Genomic DNA, 20,076 nt, shown 5'->3' with positions numbered 1-20,076 from the left:
ACCACCGTTCCCTGTCTGCAATCAGATCAGAGATGCGCAGCCTGAGAGGCCCTATCGAGCCCGTTTGAACCGGAAGCTTGCCAAAACCATTCGTTTTAGCGCATATTTGTTTAGATTTAATTTATTGCAAGACTATTCAGATTTAGCATTCTGAGGCGACAGATATCGGGCGCGGGGTAAACGTAAACCCCGATGGGTACCTTTGGGGGAAGGGAACTTTGGTTTGGCCTGGTTGAAGTTGTTGTTTGTTATCATTGCCCTGGCGGCATCTCCGGCACCGGTCATCGCATCAATCGGAAAGGTTCTGAGCGTCAAACAAGGTGCGGATGTAATCCGTGCCGGCAAAAAGATTCGCCTGCGCGAAGGGATGCAGGTGGTCTCGGGCGATACCATTTCAACCAACAAGACGGGCGTTGTTCAGCTGCTGTTCGTGGATGAGACCAAGATTGCGGTTGGGCCTAACGCGCGGATGATCCTTGATGTTTCGATGTTGAGAGGCAACCGAAAGGCCAAGAATTTCACCGTTCAGGCACTCGGGGGCAGTTTTCGCTTCATCTCGGGCAAAAGCCGTAAGCGGGCCTATTCGATCAAAACGCCCACGGCGACGATGGCGGTGCGCGGGACCACCTTCGATCTGTGGATCACCTCGCAGCAGCAAAGTGCGATGCTGGTGCTGGAAGGAACTGTCCAGATGTGCGGTCGAAGCGGATTCTGCCGTTCGGCAAGCCGTCAATGCAGCATGTTCGCAACCAACTCGGGCGGTCAGGTCGGGCGACCTGCTGACCGGGCGCAGTATGACAAGGCTCTGAAGGGCGGATTTCCGTTTATCCGATCTCAGCAGACCCTGTTGCCCCCGTTCCAGTTCCGCGCTGAAGGTTGTTCCGAGCAAACGGCGAGCCTGCCGAAGGTTGAGCCGGATCGCCCCGAGCGATCCGAGCGGGTTGAGGAGAAACAGCGCGAAGTGGCCTCCCGAGGCGAGGTCGGGTCGCGTGCCGAATCTCCGTCGCGCGAAAGTGGGAACAATCCCGGCGCGCAGGCCAGCGCCGGATCAGGCGCTTCATCCGGCGCTGGTGTGAGCGCGGGGGGCGGCCCGAATGTTTCGGCCAATCCATCCGGAGGAACCTCTGCCGGATCAGGCGCGCAGGCAACGGCGACTGCGGGCGGGGTGACTGCGACCGCGGGATGGTAGGCCAGATAAGGAATTGAGTTCTTTTCCCCCTGCGCCAGGGAGGCGACCGTGGCGGGTAAGATAAAAGACAGAATTGGACGACGACTGGGCTTCAGACTTGTGGGCCTGATCCTGATCCTTCTGGGTTGCTTCATAAGGGTTCTGGACCCTTATCCCGTACGCATGACGCGCTTGATCTACTTCGATGTGCTTCAGCGCCTGGCTCCACGGGAATACAACCCGGATCTACCTGTCCGGGTTCTGGATATAGACGAACAATCGCTGGCAAACTGGGGGCAGTGGCCGTGGCCGCGCACCTTATTGGCGCAGATGGTCCGGAACCTTGGGGAAAACGGCGCAGCAGCGATTGCCTTCGATATGTTGTTTGTCGAACCCGACAGATACTCGCCCGTGCGTTTGCTCAATGATCCGGCGCTTGAGGGAGTTTTGACCGTAGAGCGCCATGCGCAAAAGATTGATTACGATGTGCTGTTCGGGTTGGAGGTCGCTCAGTGGCCAGTCGTGATGGGCATAGCCGCGCGAACCTCGCAGGAAGGGACCGAAATAAGCGCGAAAGCAGGTATCGTCGAGATCGGCGAAAACCCAACGGCGGGCCTGGTTTCGGTTCCTTACTGGACGTCAATTGCCCCGCCGCTGGATCGCAGCGCTGCTGGAATCGGAGGCGTCAATGTCTCGCCCATCGGCGGGATGGGGGTCGTGCGGCGCGTCCCTGCGCTGTGGGGCGGGCCGAACGGGGCACTGCCGGGGTTGGGCATCGAAGCTTTGAGAATTGCTCTGGATGCGCCTTACATACTGGTTGAAGGATCCTCTGACGAGGAGGGGATCGTGCTTGCGGTTGAGGTCGGGGAATTTCGATTGCCGACGACCGAAAATGGCGAGGTTTGGGTCAGGTACCGACGAGACCAGCCAGAGTTATACCTATCTGCTGACGCAATCATGCAGACCCCGGACGACCCGGCGCTGCGTGCGGAAATCGAGGGCCGCATCATTTTGGTGGGCACGTCCGCCGCAGGCCTCTTTGACATGCACCAGACTGCGTTGGGAGAATCGGTTCCGGGCGTGTCGATTCACGCTCAGATACTTGAACAGATATTGGCGGGTGAGATGCTCAGCCGGTCAGATGTGACCGCCGCTCTGGAGCTTCTGGCTTTTGTCATTCTGGGCATAGTGGTCACCGTGGTGATGTCCAGCTTCGGCGCGGTCGCCTCCTTTGTCGCGGGCGGGGTTGCGGCTGCGGTTGTGATGGCGATCAGCTGGCTGGCGTTCTACAATCAGTCGGTTCTGTTTGACGCCACATTTCCGCTGACCGGGGGCATGGCGAATTTCGGGTTGCTGGCCGGATACCTCTTTGCCTCGACCGAGCGCGAGAAACGGGTGATCCGGCAGACCTTCTCGCATTATGTCGCGCCCGAGATTCTCGATGAGATGGAAGCCAATGGCCATCAGTTGCAACTGGGCGGTGAATCGCAGGAGATTACCGTGATGTTCTCGGATATTCGCGGCTTTACGCCCTTGTCCGAGTCGGTCTCGGCCACCGATCTGGTGACCTTGCTGAATGAGCTGTTCTCGAAAATCGGGGATCAGATTCTGGACGAGCGGGGGACCATCGACAAATTCATCGGCGACGCGGTGATGGCGTTCTGGAATGCACCATTGCCGGTCGAGGATCACCCCTGCCGGGCTGCCTGGGCTGCGCTGAAAATGCGCAACGCCCTGCAAGACTTCAATGCCTCGCCCATCATGCGGGGCCATCCAGAAATCGCTTTGGCCACCGGATGCGCGACCGGATTGGCCTGCGTCGGCAATATCGGATCGCGCAGCCGCTTCAATTACACGGTGATCGGCGATGTGGTGAATGTTGCGGCCAGAATCGAACAGAACTGCCGGCATGTGGATTATGACATCCTTGTTTCGCACGAGGTTCAAAAGGTGACCGGTGCGGATCTGGCGCTGCTAGAGGCGGGGTTTGTTGACCTCAAAGGCAAAAGCGAACCGGAACCGGTGTTCGTGTTGGTGGGCGACCGGCCGCTGGCAGAGACGGCTGAGTTCCGGGCCCTGGAGGCCACGCATGAGCTGCTGTTGCAGGCCATTCGCGACCGCACGCCACAGCATGTCGTAACGGCCCTGTGTGAGGAATGCCTGACCCAGGCGCCAAGGGTCGAGCCTGGCCTTGCCAGTTTCTACCGATCGCTGTCGGGGCGCACCGCAGACTTCCGGTCCGAACCGCAAGCGGAGATGCTTGTGTTTAGCCATAGCGGTGGCGCAGAGAAAGCAGCGGAGTAGAAAAAGAGAACGGGACGCAATCGGTAATCGATTGCGTCCCGCCTCAATCGGACAGAAGGATCAATCTCGCCCCCTCGAATACTATCTAAAACAAAACGGGCTAAAACTTTCGATATATCCGAGACTGACCCTCTATCCTCATCGGGATAAACTCATACTGCACCATCGCCACAGGGGTGACAGTGAAGCAGTTCACATTAACATGAAATAAGTTAACTAAATTTGACTTAGCGCCAGTCGAAGAAGCCCGGCCCAGCCTGTTTCAGCAGGGCTTTCGCCATTGCCCGGCCCAGCGCGGCCCCGTCTTCGGTGGCGCCGGTGACTTTATCAGAGATCGCTTCTGATCCATCAGGGCGCAGGACTTCACCGCGCAGATGCAACTGCCCGTCGCGGATCTGGGCCAGCCCGGCAATCGGTGTCTCGCACGAGCCGTCCAGCCCGGCCAGCAGGCTGCGCTCGGCCGCAAGGCGCTGGCTGGTTTCGACATCATGAATGGCCGCCAGCATTTCGGCGGCACGGCGGTCATCGCTGCGCCGCTCGATCCCGATGGTACCCTGTGCGATGGCGGGCAGCATATCCTCGGGCGCAATCGCGGTGGCGGGAACCTCATCCATCTGCAACCGGCGCAAACCGGCCATGGCCAGAAAGGTGCAATCGGCCACGCCGACCGCCAGTTTCTTCAGCCGGGTCTGCACATTGCCGCGAAACTCGACCACGTTCAGATCGGGTCGGCGGTTCAGCAATTGCGCCCGGCGGCGCAGTGACGAGGTGCCGACCACCGCCCCCTGCGGCAGGTCGTGGATTGAGTTCAGGGTTGGAGAGATAAAGGCATCGCGCACATCTTCACGCGGCAGGAAAGTGTCCAGCACCAGCCCCTCGGGCTGTTCCACCGGCATGTCCTTGGTCGAATGCACGGCGATGTCGATCTCACCTTTCAGCATCGCCTCTTCGATTTCCTTGGTGAACAGGCCCTTGTTGCCGATCTCTTTCAGCGGGCGGTCGGCGTCGATCATGGCGCGGTTGTCACCGGTGGTCTTGATCACCACGATCTCGAACGCATCTTCTGACAGGCTGAAGGCGGTGCTGAGCCTCTGGCGCGTCTCGTGCGCCTGTGCCAGCGCCAGCGGCGAACCACGGGTGCCGATTTTCAGAGGTGATGCGGGGGTTGGCAATGTCAGAGTCATAGGCACAGCTTTAGTCGCGTCACATTGCCCTGACAATGGGGGCAGAGCTTGACAAATTGCCACTGAGGGCCGACCCGTTGCGCAAGACCGGAAGATTGGGGGCAGGTATGGCCGAGACAAAGAAATTGCTGCGGGCGCTGGCGGGCGAGGTTCAGGATGTTCCGCCGATCTGGATGATGCGCCAGGCGGGGCGTTACCTGCCGGAATATCGCGCGACCCGTGCGCAGGCCGGAGATTTTCTGTCGCTGTGCTACAACCCCGAGCTCGCGGCCGAGGTCACTTTGCAGCCGATCCGCCGTTATGGGTTTGATGCTGCGATCCTGTTTGCCGACATTCTGCTGGTGCCGCAGGCGCTGGGCGCGGATTTGTGGTTTGTCACCGGTGAAGGCCCGCGCCTGTCTACCATCACGCAGCAATCGGATTTCGATGCGCTGAAACCGGTCGCCGATATTCACGAGACATTGTCACCGGTTTATGAAACCGTGCGCATCCTGTCGCGGGAGTTGCCGTCCGAGACGACGCTGATCGGATTTGCCGGCGCGCCCTGGACGGTTGCGACCTATATGATTGCCGGGCGCGGCACGCCGGATCAGGGGCCTGCGCACGCGCTGCGCGAAGAAAATACCGCGTTGTTCGAGGCTCTGCTGGAGCGGATCACCCTTGCGACAATCGAATACCTGTCGGCTCAGATCGAGGCGGGGGCGGAAGTGGTGAAGATTTTCGACAGCTGGGCCGGATCGCTGAAGGGCGAGGCATTCCGGAAATACGCGGTCGAGCCTTGCCGCGTGATCACGCAGGCAATCAAGGCGCGCCATCCGGGCATTCCGGTGATCGGATTCCCGCGTGAGGCTGGGGAAGGCTATGTGGGCTTTGCCAAGGCCACCGGCGTGGATTGTGTCGCGCTGGACAATTCGGTGTCGCCGGAATGGGCTGCCGAGCAGGTTCAGGTGGATGGATGTGTGCAGGGCAATCTTGCCTCGTCGCATATGGTGACGGGCGGTCAGGCGCTGGTCGATGAGACGCGCCGCATTGTCGAGGCGTTTTCGAACGGGCCGCATATCTTCAATCTTGGGCACGGGATTACCCCGGATGCAGACCCGGAGAATGTGCAGCTGATGATCGATACGGTGCGCGGGCGGTGAACGGGTGAGGGGGCCAGCCCCCTCTTGGCCTGCGGCCAATTCACCCCCGGGATATTATTAGCCAGATGAAGCAGGCGGGAGGTCGTTCAGGATGTCCTGCGTGTGTTCTCCGCGTTCCGGGCTGGGTTTCGGGTGCCAGTCATGTGTTGAGAAACGTGGGGCGGCAGCGGCCTGTCTGGTGCCTTCGTGGTCGATCCACGTTTGGCGCGCGGTGTTCATGGGGTGAGCCAGAGCTTCTTCAGGCGACAGGACGGGGGCGACGCAGGCGTCGGTGCCATGGAATATCTCAACCCAATGGTCGCGCGTTTTGGTGGCAAAGAGGGTCGTGAGGCGTTCCGTCAGTTTCGGCCAGAGGGCGCGGTCATATTGACGGGTAAACTCGGGATCTTGCGAAAGGCCGAGCAGCTCGAGAAAACGGGTGTAGAATTTGGGTTCCAGACACTGTACTGCGATATGCCCCCCATCCGCGCAGATGTAAGTGCGGCACCAATGAGGCCCGTCCAGCAGGCTTTGACCGCGCGTGTCAGAGAGGTTGTCGGTTTGGCGCAGGCTCATCAGCAGGTTCATCATATGGGCCGAGCCGTCATAGATGGCCGCGTCGACCACGGTGCCTTGTCCGGTGCGCTGCGCGTTGAGCAATCCGGCCAGAAGGCCCGCCACCAGATACATGGCTCCGCCACCGATATCTCCGACCAGCGTGGCGGGGGTTTGCGGCGGTTGGCCGGGTTGGGAGGCATACCACAGTGCGCCTGACAGGGCGATGTAGTTCAGATCGTGACCTGCGGCCTCGGACAGCGGGGCGTCCTGCCCCCAGCCGGTCATCCGGCCATAGACCAGTTTTGGATTGAGGTGGTGGCAGGGTTCTGGGCCAAGGCCCAGCTTCTCCATCACGCCGGGGCGGAAGCCCTCGATCAGCGCGTCGGCGGAGGCGATCAGGCGTCTGGCTGTGCTCAGATCGCCCTCATCTTTAAGGTCCAGCGCGATCGAGCGTTTGCCGCGGTCCAGCAGCGAGCGTTCAGGCATGCCGGGGGTAATCGCGCCGCCTTTGCGGTGGATGGTGATCACATCAGCCCCCATATCCGCCAGCGTCATGGCGGCAAAGGGGGCAGGGCCGAGCCCCTCGAATTCGATAATACGCAAACCTGCCAGCATGGGGTCCTCCTGCACGACAAGGTTTCGCTACAGGGTAGCGAATGCAAGCGGAGAATCCGGAAGCCGGATGCAAATGGGTTGCTTGCGCCGTCGTTTCGGGGCTAGGTCGGTCGCAGTATTGCGAATGAGGTTTGCCAGATGCAGCTTAACGACACGCGTGAGATTCAGGCCCCGCCTGCTGCCGTCTATAACGCTCTGCTAGACCCGGAGGTGCTGAAAGCCTGCATCGGTGGCGCACAAGAGATCACCGGCAATCCAACGGACGGCTATCAGGCGACTGTTGTGCAAAAGGTCGGCCCGGTGAAGGCGACGTTCAAAGGCACGGTTGCAATGTCCGATATGGTCGAGGCCGAGCGTTTGACCATAGCGGGCGAAGGCAAGGGCGGTGCAGCGGGCTTTGCCAAGGGCAGCGCGCATGTGATGTTGGCGCCCTCTGACGCTGGTGGAACCGTGTTGACCTATGAGGTCGAGGCCAAGGTCGGCGGCAAGCTGGCGCAGTTGGGAAGCCGTCTGATCGACGGATTCGCCAAGAAGATGGCGGACCAGTTCTTTGCCAACCTGCAAGCGCATTTCGATGGTCCCGAGCCGCAGGATGAAGCGCCGGAAGGCGAGGGCAAGACCGGTTGGCTGGGGCGTTTGACAGGGCGCGATTGACCTCTGCGTTGGTGCGCAGACTTCTGTGCGTAAGGGGGCTGTTCCCTGTCGGTCTGGCGCGATAGGCTCCGGGGTCAGAACGAGGGACCGCATGACAACGATTTTATCCATCCGGGATTTGCGTAAATCCTATGACGGTGGCTTTGAGGCGCTGAAAGGCGTGTCTCTGGACATCGAAGAAGGCGAGATTCTGGCGCTGCTGGGTCCCAATGGCGCGGGCAAAACGACCCTGATCTCGACCGTGTGCGGAATAACCACGCCGACTTCGGGGACGGTGACGGTGGGTGGGCACGACATCCAGACCGACTTTCGCGCCGCGCGCAAGATGATAGGTCTGGTGCCTCAGGAAATCGCATTGGAGCCGTTCGAGAAGGTCTGGAATACCGTCCGTTTCTCGCGCGGCCTGTTTGGTCACGGGCGCGATAATGCACGGATCGAGGAAATCCTGCGCAAGCTGTCTTTGTGGGATAAACGAAAAAACGCGATCAAGGAATTGTCGGGCGGCATGAAACGCCGGGTGCTGATTGCCAAGGCGCTGGCGCACGAGCCGCGCGTGTTGTTTCTGGACGAGCCAACCGCCGGTGTGGATGTCGAACTGCGCAAGGACATGTGGGAGATCGTGGCCGAGTTGAAGCGGGCCGGGGTCACCATCATCCTGACCACCCATTATATCGAAGAGGCCGAGGCCATTGCCGATCGGGTCGGTGTCATCGACAAGGGCGAGCTGTTGCTGGTGCAGGACAAGAACACCCTGATGGCACAGATGGGCAAGAAGCAGATCGAGGTGATGTTGACCGAACCCATTCAGTCAATCCCTGACAGCCTGTCCGAGCATCAGCTGATCCTGAACGGTAATGGCGATGTGTTGATCTATACCTATGACACCCATGCCGAGCGCACCGGGATCACCACATTGCTGAATGATGTGGCGCAGGCCGGTCTGGTGCTGCGTGACGTGCAGACCCGGCAGTCAAGCCTTGAAGAGATTTTCGTCAATCTGGTGTCGGGAGAGGCCGCATGAACTGGTCCGCTATTGCCGCCATCTATCGGTTTGAGATGCAGCGGTTTTTCCGCACGCTGGCGCAGAGCTTCCTGTCGCCGGTGCTGTCGACCTCGCTGTATTTCGTGGTGTTTGGAACTGCCATCGGCAGCCGCATTCAAGAGGTCGAGGGCGTGTCTTACGGCGCTTTCATCGTGCCGGGGTTGATCATGTTGTCGGTGGTGATGCTGGCAATTTCAAACGCCTCATTCGGGATCTATTTCCCGAAGTTTCTGGGCACAATCTATGAATTGCTCTCGGCGCCTATCAACTTCATCGAAATCGTCATCGGTTATGTTGGCGCTGCGGCAACCAAAGCGCTGTTCGTGGGGATCGTGATTCTGATCACGGCGACTTTCTTTGTCGAGATACGGATCGAACATCCGTTGGCGATGATCGCTTTTCTGGTTTTGACCTGTCTCAGCTTTTCCCTGCTGGGATTCATCGTCGGCATCTGGGCCAGCAATTTCGAGCAGATGTCGCTGATCCCGCAGCTTGTTGTGACGCCGCTGATCTTCCTTGGAGGCACGTTCTATTCCATCTCGATGCTGCCGCCGGTATGGCAGACGATCACGCTGTTCAATCCGGTGGTATATCTGATTTCAGGCTTCCGCTGGTCCTTCTATGGCATCGCGGATGTTCCGATTTTCTGGAGCCTGCTGGCCATCCTGGCCTTTACCGGGCTGTGTCTTGCGGTGATCGGCTGGATCTTCAAAACCGGTTGGCGCATCCGTAGCTAGGGCGTTGCATTTTTGCCCATCGGGTGTGGGAAATTGGTTCACGTCGCGGTTATGGCGTGGCCTGTCCCTTGTTAACAGCCCGGGCGCCCTCTACATCGGCTTCCATGAAACTAAGCCTGCCGTTCCTGAAAAAGCAGCCCAGTGTGGCCGTGGTCCGTCTGTCCGGTGCCATCGGAATGGCGGGGCGTGGATCGATGAATGCCACCGCGCTGGCACCCGTGCTGGAAAAAGCCTTTCGCAAAGGCAAGCCTGCGGCCGTCGCGCTCGAGGTCAACTCGCCGGGCGGATCACCAGTTCAAAGCTCTTTGATCGGGGCGCGTATCCGGCGGCTGGCGGATGAGCTGGATATCCCCGTCTATGCCTTTGTCGAAGATGTTGCCGCCTCGGGTGGTTACTGGCTGGCCGCCGCAGCGGATGAGATTTATGCCGATGAAAGCTCGGTTCTGGGCTCGATCGGGGTGATCTCGTCGGGGTTCGGCGCGCATGTGTTTCTGGCCCGGCAGGGAATCGAGCGGCGCGTTCATACGGCAGGCACGTCGAAGTCGATGCTCGACCCGTTTGCGCCCGAAAAGAAAGAGGACGTCGCACGGCTCAAGGTGCTGCTGGGCGACATCCATGAGACTTTCATCACCCATGTCAAATCACGCCGGGACGGCAAGCTGGATGCCGATGCCGACCTGTTCAACGGCGAGGTCTGGCTGGCCCGTCGCGCGCAGGAACTGGGCCTGATCGACGGCATCGCGCATTTGAAACCCAAGATGCAGGAACGTTTTGGCGACAAGGTCAAGTTCCGCCGCTATGGGCTGCGCAAACCCATCTGGTCACGTTTCGGGGCCTCGCTGGCCGAGGACGCAATCGCAGGGCTGGAGGAACGCGCAGCCTTTGCGCGGTTCGGGTTGTAACGTGATCATCAAGGCCGTCACTCTGTTCCTGATTGCCATGGGCGTATTGGCAATGTTCGGCAAGCTGCGCTTTCCGGGGCAGAAAAAGCTGAGTTCCGCCAAATGTCCGCGCTGCGGGCGGTTTCGGATCGGCAAAGGACCCTGCCCATGTGAAAAGGGGGGCCGTGGATGACGGCATGGCTGTTCTCTGGTCTGGGTCTGCTGATTCTGCTGCTGGCCGGTGACGCGCTGGTCAGGGGGGCGGTGAATCTCAGCCTGCGTCTGGGTGTGCCCGCGCTGATCGTCAGCCTGACCATCGTGGCCTTTGGCACCTCGGCACCCGAGTTGCTGATCGCGATCAGCGCAGTCAAAGAAAACGCTCCCGGCATCGCGCTGGGCAATGTCGTAGGCTCGAATACCGCCAATATTCTGCTGGTTCTCGGCCTGCCTGCCCTGCTGGCGACGCTGCACACAAGCGAGTGTGACAGCCGCAGGAATTATATCTTCATGCTGCTGGCCTCGGTCTTGTTTATCGGGCTGGCCTTTTGCGGGGTGTTCAACCTGTTCAGCGGTGCGATCCTTCTGGCTGCGCTGGCGCTGGTTCTGATGAATGCCTTCCGCGAGGCCAAGGCCCATCGCAAGGCCTGTGGCGAGGCCTGCGCCGACGAGGATGAGCTTGAGGGTCTGGAAGAAGCCGACCCCGACATGCCGTATTGGAAGGTAGCGGTTTACCTGATTTTGGGCCTGATCGGTCTGCCTCTGGGGGCGCATCTGCTGGTGGACAACGCAACCGTCATCGCCCGGACCTATGGCGTCAGCGAAACGGTGATCGGTCTGACGCTGATTGCCGTGGGCACCTCGCTTCCCGAATTGGCCACCACCGTGATGGCGGCGCTGCGCCGTCAGGCGGATGTGGCGCTGGGCAATGTGATCGGGTCAAACATGTTCAATCTGCTGGCCATTGTCGGAATTGCCACGCTGTTTGGCCGCATTCCCGTCGATCCCGAATTCCTGCGGTTCGACCTCTGGGTCATGCTGGGCGCATCCCTGCTGCTGATCCCGTTCGTGTTCTTCAAAAAAGACATCACACGCGCCTGGGGGATGATCCTGACCTTGCTCTATGTCGTATACATAGTCAGTTTGCTGGCGTGACCTGACGGAGGATTGCGATGACCCGAGCACTGGTGACCGGCGCCGGAATTCGGCTGGGGCGGGCGATGGCCCTGTATCTGGCTGGGCGCGGCATGGATGTGGCGGTGCATTATGCAACCTCAGGCGACGCGGCGCAGGACACCGTGGCCGAGATCAGGGCGCTGGGACGCAACGCCGTGGCCTTGCCCGCCGATCTGCTGGACGAGGCACAGGTGACTACCTTACTACCCCGCGCGGCCGAAGCTCTGGGTGGTCCGATCACCTGTCTGGTCAACAACGCCTCGATCTTTGAATACGACAACATCCGCACTGCGACCCGCGAAAGCTGGGACCGGCATCTCGACAGCAATCTGCGCGCGCCCTTTGTTCTGACGCAGGCCATGGCCGAACAGGGGCTGCAACCCGAACCTGACGCGATGGGAGAGCCGCAGGCGACCGGTTTGATCGTGAACATGGTCGACATGCGAGTGCGTAAACTGACGCCCGAGTTCATGTCTTATACGATCGCCAAGATGGGGCTGTGGGCGTTGACCCGCACCGCCGCGCAGGCGCTGACGCCGGCCATTCGTGTCAACGCCATCGGCCCAGGCCCGACACTGCAGGGTCATCGCCAAAGCGACAGTCATTTCAAGGCACAGCGTCAGAACACGGTGCTTGAACGGGGCGCAAACCCGTCGGATATCACCGCCGCGCTGGGGTATTTTCTGGATGCGCACGCAGTCACGGGACAGTTGCTGTGCGTTGATGGCGGGCAGCATCTGGGCTGGCAGACGCCGGACGTTCTGGGCGTAGAATAGACATAATCGCTGCAAGTTTTGCACCGCTCTCATTCCTGTTACCGACGCGTTACAAAATTGTCTTATTTTTCATGCACTTGTTGCCTGAGTAAAAATATTACCTTTAAGAACAAAGCGTTACCTAATTGCCTATTTTTTGTGCAGTTCAACGAAACGGCAATGATTCAAGGGGATTTCGCAAGCCGTCCGAAGTTATCTGCACAGTTATCCACAGAAGCCGTGGATTTGTTTTCTCTTGATCTGGCGCGCTCAAGATTGCAGCCATGGACAGAGAATCATATCTCAGAGCCATGACCGCCAACAGCGATTCCAACACCGCCTCTCAACCTACCGGCTATGCCTGTATCCAGCGCTATGTAAAAACGCTGGACAGTTCGCCGGGCGTGTACCGGATGCTGGATGCCGACAGCCGGGTCTTGTATGTGGGCAAGGCGCGGAACCTGAAGGCGCGGGTGTCGAATTATACACGGCCCGGACATTCCGGACGGATCGAGAAGATGATTGCCGCGACCGCCTCGATGATGTTTCTGACCACCCGGACCGAGACCGAGGCGCTGCTGCTTGAGCAGAACCTGATCAAGCAGCTCAAGCCGAAATACAATGTGCTGCTGCGGGACGACAAAAGCTTTCCGAACATTCTGGTCGCCAAGGATCATGCCTTTCCGCAGATCAAGAAGCATCGCGGTGCAAAAAAGGAGAAGGGCGCTTACTTTGGCCCCTTCGCCAGCGCGGGTGCGGTGAACCGGACGCTGAACCAGCTGCAAAAGGCGTTTCTGCTGCGCAACTGCTCGGATTCGATGTTCGACAGCCGTACACGGCCCTGTCTGCTGTATCAGATCAAACGCTGTTCGGGGCCGTGCGTGGACCTGATCTCTGAAGCCGACTACCGCGAAAGCGTGCGCGATGCGGAACGGTTCTTGTCAGGCCGGTCGACCAAGGTGCAAGAGGATCTGGCCGAACAGATGATGGCCGCCTCCGAGGCGATGGAGTTCGAACGCGCCGCGGGTCTGCGCGACCGTATCCGGGCACTGACGCAGGTGCAGACCAGCCAGGGCATCAACCCGCGTGGCGTGGCCGAAGCGGATGTGATCGGCCTTTATATGGACAGCGGTCAGGCCTGCGTTCAGGTGTTCTTCATTCGCGCCAACCAGAACTGGGGCAACAAGGATTTCTATCCGCGTGTTGGCTCGGATGTATCGCCGGCTGAGGTGATGGAGGCCTTTCTGGGCCAGTTCTACGACAACAAGGTACCGCCCCGGCAGTTGATCCTGTCGGATGCCATCGAAAACGCCGACCTGATGCAAGAGGCGCTGACCGAAAAAGCGGGTCGCAAGGTGGAAATCCTCGTGCCTCAGCGCGGTGAGAAACAGGAATTGGTCGCGGGTGCTCTGCGCAACGCGCGGGAATCGCTGGCGCGGCGCATGTCGGAAAGCGCAACGCAGGCCAAACTGCTGCGAGGCGTGGCCGAGGCGTTCGATCTGGATGCGCCTCCGGGCCGGATCGAGGTATATGACAACTCTCACATTCAGGGCACAAATGCGGTTGGCGGCATGATCGTGGCTGGCCCCGAAGGGTTCATGAAAAACGCCTATCGTAAGTTCAACATCCGTGGAGATGATCTGACCCCGGGTGATGATTTTGGCATGATGAAAGAGGTCCTGACCCGCCGTTTCACCCGTCTGCAAAAGGAAGACCCGGATCGCGACAAGGGGCTATGGCCCGATCTGCTGCTGATCGACGGCGGGGCCGGGCAGGTGAGCGCCGTGCATGAGATCATGGTCGAACACGGGGTCGAGGACATCCCGATGGTCGGCGTCGCCAAAGGCGTCGACCGCGACCACGGCAAGGAAGAGTTCCACCGGACTGGCCAGCGCCCTTTTGCCCTGAAACGCAACGATCCGGTGTTGTATTTTATCCAGCGTCTCAGGGACGAGGCGCACCGGTTCGCCATTGGAACTCACCGGGCCAAACGCGCCAAGGCCATCGGGGCAACGCCTCTGGATGAAATCCCCGGCGTGGGCGCGGCGCGCAAACGGGCTTTGCTGGCCCATTTCGGCAGCGCCAAGGCGGTGAGCCGCGCCAATCTGGCGGACCTGAAAGCGGTCGAGGGGATTTCGGCCGGGCTGGCGCAGAAGGTTTATGACTTCTTCCACGACAAGGGTTAGGCGCGCCGACCTCGCCACAGAATGTACAGCCCCGAAGCCACGATCAGCGCGCTGCCGATCCACATGGTCTGGTCCAGACGCTCGCCAAACAGGATAACACCCAGGGCGACGCCAAACAGCAGGCGTGAATAGCGAAACGGTGTGACGGCGGATACTTCGCCTGTGCGCATGGCCTTCATCAACGACGCATAGGCGGCGGTGCCCATCAGGATCGCCCCACCCACATGCAGGCTGGTTTGCAGGTCCAAGGGTGCCATCGGTGTGCCTTCCCAGAACCGATAGGCCAATCCGGCCACGATGATGCAGACAAAACCGTAGAAACCCAGCACTTCGGTTCCCAGCGTTGCGGGCGCAGCGCGGCTTGCCAGATCGCGCCCGGCAAAGCCCAGCATTCCCAGTACCGCAAGGATGGATAGGGCCGAAAAGCTGTCTCCGGTCGGTTGGATGATCACGAGCACGCCAATCAGCCCGATCAGAATGGCGCTCCACCGTCGCCAGCCGACCGTTTCGCCGAAGAACAGGGCGGCTCCGGCGACGACGACTAGGGGCGTTGCCTGCAGGATAACGGTCGCCGCAGACAGCGGTGTCAGCGTGATGGCCAGAACGTAGAACAGCCGCCCGAAGATTTCGAACAGCACCCGAACTTTCATGGGGCGCGAGAGCACGTCCGGTTGAAACAACCGCGTCCCGCGCGCATATGCCAAAGCCGAAAAAATCAATGCGCCGCCCGCGCCAAACAAAAGCAGGATCTGCCAGATCGGCAGGGAGGCCGAAGCGCCTTTTAGAAATGCGTCTTCCAGCGCGAAAAGCGCCATCGCCGAGATCATCCAGGCGCTGCCGATCAGGTTAGATCGGGGGTCGGTTTGAATATGGGCCGTCATTGCTTTGCTGCTTTGAAACCGGGTGCCGGACTGACTGCAAGGCAGCCGCCTACCCAGGGGTTATCTTGCCGTGCGCTCGGGCTTGCAACCCAAATGCAAACAGTGCCGCAACTACCCGTGATCCTGTCAGTTTTTCGCGGCGCCATCTTTTATGTCCTGAACCGGCGATGTAGAGTTCAACCATGAAATGGAACCTGCCCAATATCCTGACCGTGCTGCGCCTGTTGGCCGCACCCGGTCTGGCCGTGATGTTTCTGTATTTCACCCGACCCTATGCGGACTGGTTCGCGCTGATCCTGTTCCTGTCGGCTGCGATTACCGACTGGTTCGACGGCTATCTCGCCCGCGCGTGGAAGCAGGAAACCAAGATCGGCGCGATGCTGGACCCGATTGCCGACAAGGCGATGGTGGTGATCGCGCTGATGATCCTGGTTGGGTATTCGGCCGAGCATTGGACGCCGTGGCTGGTGCTGCCCGCAACCGTGATCCTGTTCCGCGAGGTGTTCGTTTCGGGGCTGCGTGAATATCTGGGCGATGTGGCCGGAACGTTGAAGGTGACAAAACTGGCCAAGTGGAAGACAACCGCGCAAATGGTGGCCATTGCCATCCTGTTCTCGCAGGGGATTTTCGAACACCACTTTGTGATGGCCACTTTCGGCATGGATACGACTACGATTGATCAGGTGCTTGCAGGGCAGGTCGAAGACCTGAACAATATCCGCTGGCATCTGGAAGGCATGTTCTGGTCTGGCCGCATCGGGCTGTGGCTGCTGTGGATTGCGGCGGCGCTGACGTTGATCACGGGCTTCGATTACCTACGTAAAGCCATGCCCCACCTGAAGGAGAGCTAAGCGATGGACGTGCTGTATTTCGCCTGGGTGCGTGAACGCATCGGCCTGCCGAAAGAAAAGGTCGAGACGCAGGCAGCGACGGTCAATGATCTGGTCGCCGAACTCAGCGCGCGCGAGGATCGCTATGCGGCTGCTTTCGCCGACCTGTCGGCCCTGCGCGTGGCGCTGGATCAGGAATTGTCGGACTTTGACGCGCCCCTGAGTGGCGTGCGTGAGGTCGCATTTTTCCCGCCGATGACAGGCGGCTGATATGCGGATCGTCGTGCAGGAGGCCCCGTTTGATCTGGGGGCCGAAGCCAATGCTTTCGCCGCCGGGAACGACGCCAATGGGGCGATTGTCACCTTTACCGGCGTGGTGCGCGATCTGGCCTCGGGCGATCTGGACGTGATGGAGATCGAGCATTATCCCGGCATGACCGAACGCGCCCTGACCAAAATCGCCGAAGAGGCGCTGCAGCGTTGGTCATTGGGCGATGTTCTGGTGATTCACCGCCATGGGCGTTTGGCACCGGGGGACCGGATCATGATGGTCGCCACCGCCGCCCGGCATCGCAAGGATGCGTTTGAGGCTGCGGAATATCTGATGGATTACCTCAAATCCCGCGCGCCGTTCTGGAAGAAGGAAATCACCAATTCCGGCGCCGAATGGGTGGCCGCCAAAGATGAGGATGAGGACGCGCTGACCCGCTGGTAAAGACAGCTCAGTCCGCGTTGTTGATGCGACCACGCAGTTCTTCGGCTTCTTGCCGCGCCGCACGCAGCCCATCCATGGCGGCGGCCAGTTCCGCTTCGGTCTGGGTCAGCTGGTTGGTCAGTTCCGCCTCGCGTTGCTGCAGATAGGTGATGGCCTGATCGCGGGTTTCCTCTGCCTCGTGCAGCTCCTGACTCATGCGGTCCAGATCGGCCACGTCGCTTTGGCGAACGCGGGACAGGCGATGGGCCAGCCAGTTGGCGAACCACCCCATGCAGAAGGCGGCGAACAGGATGATGGCGGTGGCGATGATGAATTCGGTTCTGTTCAACTTACTGGTCCTCTGCGCCTGCATCCGTTGCGTCGGTTTCTGATGTCGCGGCTTCGGCTTCGATCGCCTCTAGCGCGGTTTCGGTATCGGCCACCGGTTCGGGGCGGATAAGGCGGAATTCGATGCGACGATTATCTTCGCGGCCTGCTTCAGTGTCATTGTCGGCGATGGGTTGTGTTTCGCCATATCCGACCGCCGAATAGCTTGAGGTCGGTACGCGCCGTCCGCGCAGCTCGTTCAGGATCGACTGCGCACGCGACTGGCTGAGCTGCTGGTTCATCTCTTCGCGGCCCTGACTGTCGGTATGGCCCTGAATCTCCAGCCGGATCGGGCCACATTCGCGCAGGATGTCCGCAATCTGGTTCAGCGCATCGCGCGAATCGGCGGCCACGGTCGCCGAGCCGGGCTCGAACGCGATCTTGCTGGCGGCTTGAACCTCGGCCAGTTGTTCTTCGCAGACCTCGGGGTCAGGCGGGGCGTCTGCGGGGGCCGGAGGTTCCTGATATGTGATCGACAGGGTGTATTCCTGCGCCTCACCCAGCTTGTCAGACAGCATACCCGCGATCCGGGCCTTGGCATCGGGATCGTGGCTGAGCCCCGACAGCGCGACATTGTCCGGCGTCACCGTCAGTGCGCCATTGTGCAGTTGCGACAGAGCCTCCAACCCGGCCAGCACCCGCACGGGCCAGTCTGCAGGCAAGTCCGGCGCGATCCGGGTGGCAGTGTGTACCTGTAGTGAGCCGAAAGCGGCGCGCGCAAAGCTGTCGGTCATGTCGCGCAGTGTTTCGTCACCCACCCGGCCACGCAGTTGCACCAGCCCTTCGGGGCTGCGGGTTGCCACGAACTCAACCGGCCCCGACGGGGCGTCCGGCTCGGGCTCGGGCAGAACCGCATGCAGGACGAAAACCTCAGGCAGCGCGTTTTCAAGCTCTCCGACGATGCGGTCAAATTCCAGCGGGTTGGTATCCTGCGCGGCGACCAGAGTGATGTCGGCATCCGAGAGGGTGACGGAACCATGGCCCAGCTCGGCCAGCGCCCGGATACTCAGCTGTGCCGCATTGGCCCAGCGTGGTGAGGGCACGCCCAGACCGATGGTGCAGGAATAGGCGCCGGTCAGCCCGGCCTCTTGCGCGGCCTCAACGATCATGTCGCGCGCGTCTTCGTCCTGGGCCGAACAGGCATCGAACTGGCCACCTTCTTCGTTGATCAGATAGCGCAGCGTGAAGGGTGTGATTACCGGGCGCGGTGCCGATATCGCCAGACCGATCCGCAGTCCCGGTGGTGCGGCGCGGCTCAGGTCCTGTTCCAGCCGGTCTTTTTCCTGCTGGCTGTCGGCAATGGCGGTGATGCGTACCAGCCCGGGGCTGGCCGAGATTTTGGCGCGGGGCAGATCGGACAGCGCCTGAATCGCGTAGGACAGGGCCTGATCCCAGCCCTTGGGTTCAGGGAAATCGGCGATCTCCATCAGGTCCGAGACCGTTGCACCCCGATCCAGCCGTTGCAGACGATCCATCAGATCGTCGCGATCTTCGCTGGCGGGGATCAGTCCAATGATCGAAATGCCGCTGTCATTGCGCAGAATCTCGGCTGAAAAGCGTGGCGGGGTCAGGTCGGCGGTGGGCGCAACCTGCATCTCATCTATGACACGAGAGGTTTCGACCTCGGTTCCCGCGGCAGTCAGGGCGTTGAACCGCGTCGCCTCGTCAGGAGCAGTGCCGGTCAGTACGACACGCAGACCATCGGATTCGACCTCGGCCCAGTCATGCCCCTGCAGGTTCAGCGCGCGGCGCACCGCCAGCTCGGACGCGTCTTCGATCTTGCTGACCGCGAATCCGGCGGCCACCAGCGACAACGCGGAGGACACGATAAAGATCAACGCGACGGCAAGGGCATAGGGCATGCGCATGGACGGGTTCGAGGCTCCTCGGGCGGTTGGTTCCGGACTCATACAGAGCCCGGTGCACAGGTGCAATCAGAGCAGAAGGGCGACGCACAGGAAGATCAGCGGAATCAAGCCGGTGTCGCGGTTGGCCCGGAAAAGTTGCAACAGCTTGGCGTTGTCCTCGGTGTCGAGGCCGCGCAATTGCCATGCCATATGCCATCCCATCATCCACGGCCCGCCAAGCGCGACGACAAGCGCCGGAAACGATGCACCGGGAAGCGCTGCATCGATAATCGCCAGCCCCATCAGGGCAACTGTTGCGACCAGAAAATACTTGAGCCACCGGGCGGTATCGGTTCCGAACAGGCGGGCGGTGGATTTGATGCCGATCAGTTCATCATCTTCTGCGTCCTGATGGGCATAGATCGTGTCATAGAACAGCGTCCAGGCGATGCCCGACAGATAGAGGATGATTGCAGGCGAACCGACCGTGCCGGTATGGGCCGTCCAGGCCAGAAGCGCGCCCCAGTTGAAGGCCAGCCCCAGAAAGACCTGCGGCCACCATGTAAAGCGTTTTGCGAACGGATAGATTGTCACCGGCAGCAGCGACAGCACACCCATCGCAATGGCTGCCCGATGGAAGGTCAGCAGAATCAGCAGGGCGAGCAGGCATTGCAGAACCATCCAGAACACCGCCTGACGCACGCTGACCTGACCCGAAGGGATCGGGCGCGAGCGGGTGCGCTCCACTTTCCCGTCGAACTCGCGGTCGGTGATATCGTTCCAGGTGCAGCCCGCGCCACGCATCAGGTAGGCGCCGATGGCACAGCCGATGGCGATCCACAGGTCCTCCCATCGTGGGCTGCCATCGCTCAGGATCGCAAGCGCCAGCCCCCACCAGCAGGGAATCAGCAAAAGCCAGGTGCCAATCGGGCGGTCCGCGCGGCTGAGCCGCAGATAGGGGCGGGCAAAAGCGGGGGCATGGGTGTCGACCCAGTTGCCGGTGACCGCATCTGCGACCTGACCGTCTGGTGTTGGGGCATTGCCTTGCATATGTAGGGT

19 protein-coding genes are annotated in these 20,076 nt (G+C 60.6%); 13 read left to right on the top strand and 6 right to left on the bottom strand.

Annotation, left to right across the window (positions count from 1 at the left end; genetic code table 11):
* Window positions 1–223: 223 nt before the first annotated feature.
* Window positions 224–1,189: a FecR family protein gene (locus ACR3E4_RS06800; protein WP_480533468.1), complete on the top strand. Its 966-nt coding sequence runs from the start codon at window positions 224–226 to the stop codon at window positions 1,187–1,189.
* Window positions 1,190–1,237: 48 nt separating this feature from the next.
* Complete coding sequence (locus tag ACR3E4_RS06795) at window positions 1,238–3,472, top strand: CHASE2 domain-containing protein (protein WP_480533466.1); 2,235 nt, start codon at window positions 1,238–1,240, stop codon at window positions 3,470–3,472.
* A 227-nt stretch (window positions 3,473–3,699) separates the two neighbouring features.
* On the opposite strand, the gene hemC is transcribed toward ACR3E4_RS06795, so the two are convergent.
* On the bottom strand, window positions 3,700–4,656 hold the full coding sequence (gene hemC, locus ACR3E4_RS06790; protein WP_480533464.1) for a hydroxymethylbilane synthase: 957 nt from the start codon (window positions 4,654–4,656) through the stop codon (window positions 3,700–3,702).
* Window positions 4,657–4,763: 107 nt separating this feature from the next.
* Here hemC and hemE point away from each other — a divergent pair, with 107 nt between their 5' ends.
* Window positions 4,764–5,798: a uroporphyrinogen decarboxylase gene (hemE, locus tag ACR3E4_RS06785; protein ID WP_480533462.1), complete on the top strand. Its 1,035-nt coding sequence runs from the start codon at window positions 4,764–4,766 to the stop codon at window positions 5,796–5,798.
* Window positions 5,799–5,855: 57 nt separating this feature from the next.
* Here the strand turns inward: hemE and ACR3E4_RS06780 are convergent, their stop codons facing one another.
* Window positions 5,856–6,950 (bottom strand): CaiB/BaiF CoA transferase family protein, encoded by a 1,095-nt coding sequence (locus tag ACR3E4_RS06780; protein ID WP_480533460.1) that lies wholly within the window; start codon window positions 6,948–6,950, stop codon window positions 5,856–5,858.
* Window positions 6,951–7,088: 138 nt separating this feature from the next.
* Between ACR3E4_RS06780 and ACR3E4_RS06775 the strand changes: the two genes are divergently transcribed.
* The 7 genes from ACR3E4_RS06775 to uvrC all read left to right on the top strand — a co-directional run bounded on the left by ACR3E4_RS06775 (window position 7,089) and on the right by uvrC (window position 14,378).
* On the top strand, window positions 7,089–7,604 hold the full coding sequence (locus ACR3E4_RS06775; RefSeq protein ID WP_480533458.1) for an SRPBCC family protein: 516 nt from the start codon (window positions 7,089–7,091) through the stop codon (window positions 7,602–7,604).
* Window positions 7,605–7,695: 91 nt separating this feature from the next.
* Entirely contained in the window at window positions 7,696–8,625 is a 930-nt protein-coding gene (locus ACR3E4_RS06770; protein ID WP_480533456.1) for an ABC transporter ATP-binding protein, read from the top strand.
* Window positions 8,622–9,383, top strand: a complete 762-nt coding sequence (locus tag ACR3E4_RS06765; RefSeq protein WP_480533454.1) for an ABC transporter permease — start codon at window positions 8,622–8,624, stop codon at window positions 9,381–9,383. The genes ACR3E4_RS06770 and ACR3E4_RS06765 overlap by 4 nt, the downstream gene beginning before the upstream one ends.
* 104 nt (window positions 9,384–9,487) lie before the next feature.
* Window positions 9,488–10,285 carry a S49 family peptidase gene (locus ACR3E4_RS06760; protein WP_480533452.1) on the top strand — a complete coding sequence of 266 codons (798 nt, stop codon included), beginning with the start codon at window positions 9,488–9,490 and terminating at the stop codon, window positions 10,283–10,285.
* A gap of 168 nt (window positions 10,286–10,453) precedes the next feature.
* Window positions 10,454–11,416, top strand: a complete 963-nt coding sequence (locus ACR3E4_RS06755; protein WP_480533450.1) for a calcium/sodium antiporter — start codon at window positions 10,454–10,456, stop codon at window positions 11,414–11,416.
* A gap of 17 nt (window positions 11,417–11,433) precedes the next feature.
* Window positions 11,434–12,213 (top strand): SDR family oxidoreductase, encoded by a 780-nt coding sequence (locus ACR3E4_RS06750; protein WP_480533448.1) that lies wholly within the window; start codon window positions 11,434–11,436, stop codon window positions 12,211–12,213.
* Window positions 12,214–12,503: 290 nt separating this feature from the next.
* Window positions 12,504–14,378, top strand: a complete 1,875-nt coding sequence (gene uvrC / locus ACR3E4_RS06745; protein ID WP_480533778.1) for an excinuclease ABC subunit UvrC — start codon at window positions 12,504–12,506, stop codon at window positions 14,376–14,378.
* Here uvrC and ACR3E4_RS06740 read toward each other — a convergent pair.
* Entirely contained in the window at window positions 14,375–15,259 is an 885-nt protein-coding gene (locus ACR3E4_RS06740; protein WP_480533446.1) for a DMT family transporter, read from the bottom strand. The genes uvrC and ACR3E4_RS06740 overlap by 4 nt on opposite strands.
* 182 nt (window positions 15,260–15,441) lie before the next feature.
* Here ACR3E4_RS06740 and pgsA point away from each other — a divergent pair, with 182 nt between their 5' ends.
* Genes pgsA through ACR3E4_RS06725 form a run of 3 tightly spaced genes read left to right on the top strand, consistent with a single transcriptional unit; the run spans window position 15,442 to window position 16,804 of the window.
* The gene (pgsA, locus tag ACR3E4_RS06735) at window positions 15,442–16,110 is read left to right on the top strand and encodes a CDP-diacylglycerol--glycerol-3-phosphate 3-phosphatidyltransferase (RefSeq protein WP_480533444.1); all 669 of its coding nucleotides are present in this window, start codon (window positions 15,442–15,444) and stop codon (window positions 16,108–16,110) included.
* 3 nt (window positions 16,111–16,113) lie between these two features.
* A complete protein-coding gene (gene moaD / locus ACR3E4_RS06730; RefSeq protein WP_480533442.1) occupies window positions 16,114–16,359 on the top strand; it encodes a molybdopterin converting factor subunit 1 in 246 nt (81 codons plus the stop codon).
* 1 nt (window position 16,360) lies between these two features.
* Window positions 16,361–16,804, top strand: coding sequence for a molybdenum cofactor biosynthesis protein MoaE (locus ACR3E4_RS06725; RefSeq protein WP_480533440.1), 444 nt, complete (start codon window positions 16,361–16,363; stop codon window positions 16,802–16,804).
* A 7-nt stretch (window positions 16,805–16,811) separates the two neighbouring features.
* On the opposite strand, the gene ACR3E4_RS06720 is transcribed toward ACR3E4_RS06725, so the two are convergent.
* The 3 genes from ACR3E4_RS06720 to ubiA form a co-directional block, all read right to left on the bottom strand.
* Window positions 16,812–17,132, bottom strand: a complete 321-nt coding sequence (locus ACR3E4_RS06720; protein WP_050603973.1) for a hypothetical protein — start codon at window positions 17,130–17,132, stop codon at window positions 16,812–16,814.
* Between the two features lies 1 nt (window position 17,133).
* Window positions 17,134–19,038, bottom strand: a complete 1,905-nt coding sequence (locus ACR3E4_RS06715; protein ID WP_480533776.1) for an OmpA family protein — start codon at window positions 19,036–19,038, stop codon at window positions 17,134–17,136.
* A 66-nt stretch (window positions 19,039–19,104) separates the two neighbouring features.
* Window positions 19,105–20,067 carry a 4-hydroxybenzoate octaprenyltransferase gene (ubiA, locus tag ACR3E4_RS06710; protein WP_480533438.1) on the bottom strand — a complete coding sequence of 321 codons (963 nt, stop codon included), beginning with the start codon at window positions 20,065–20,067 and terminating at the stop codon, window positions 19,105–19,107.
* Between the last annotated feature and the right edge of the window lie 9 nt (window positions 20,068–20,076).

Source organism: Ruegeria sp. AP11 (assembly GCF_056535865.1).
This window is presented reverse-complemented; position numbering and strand designations above follow the sequence as displayed.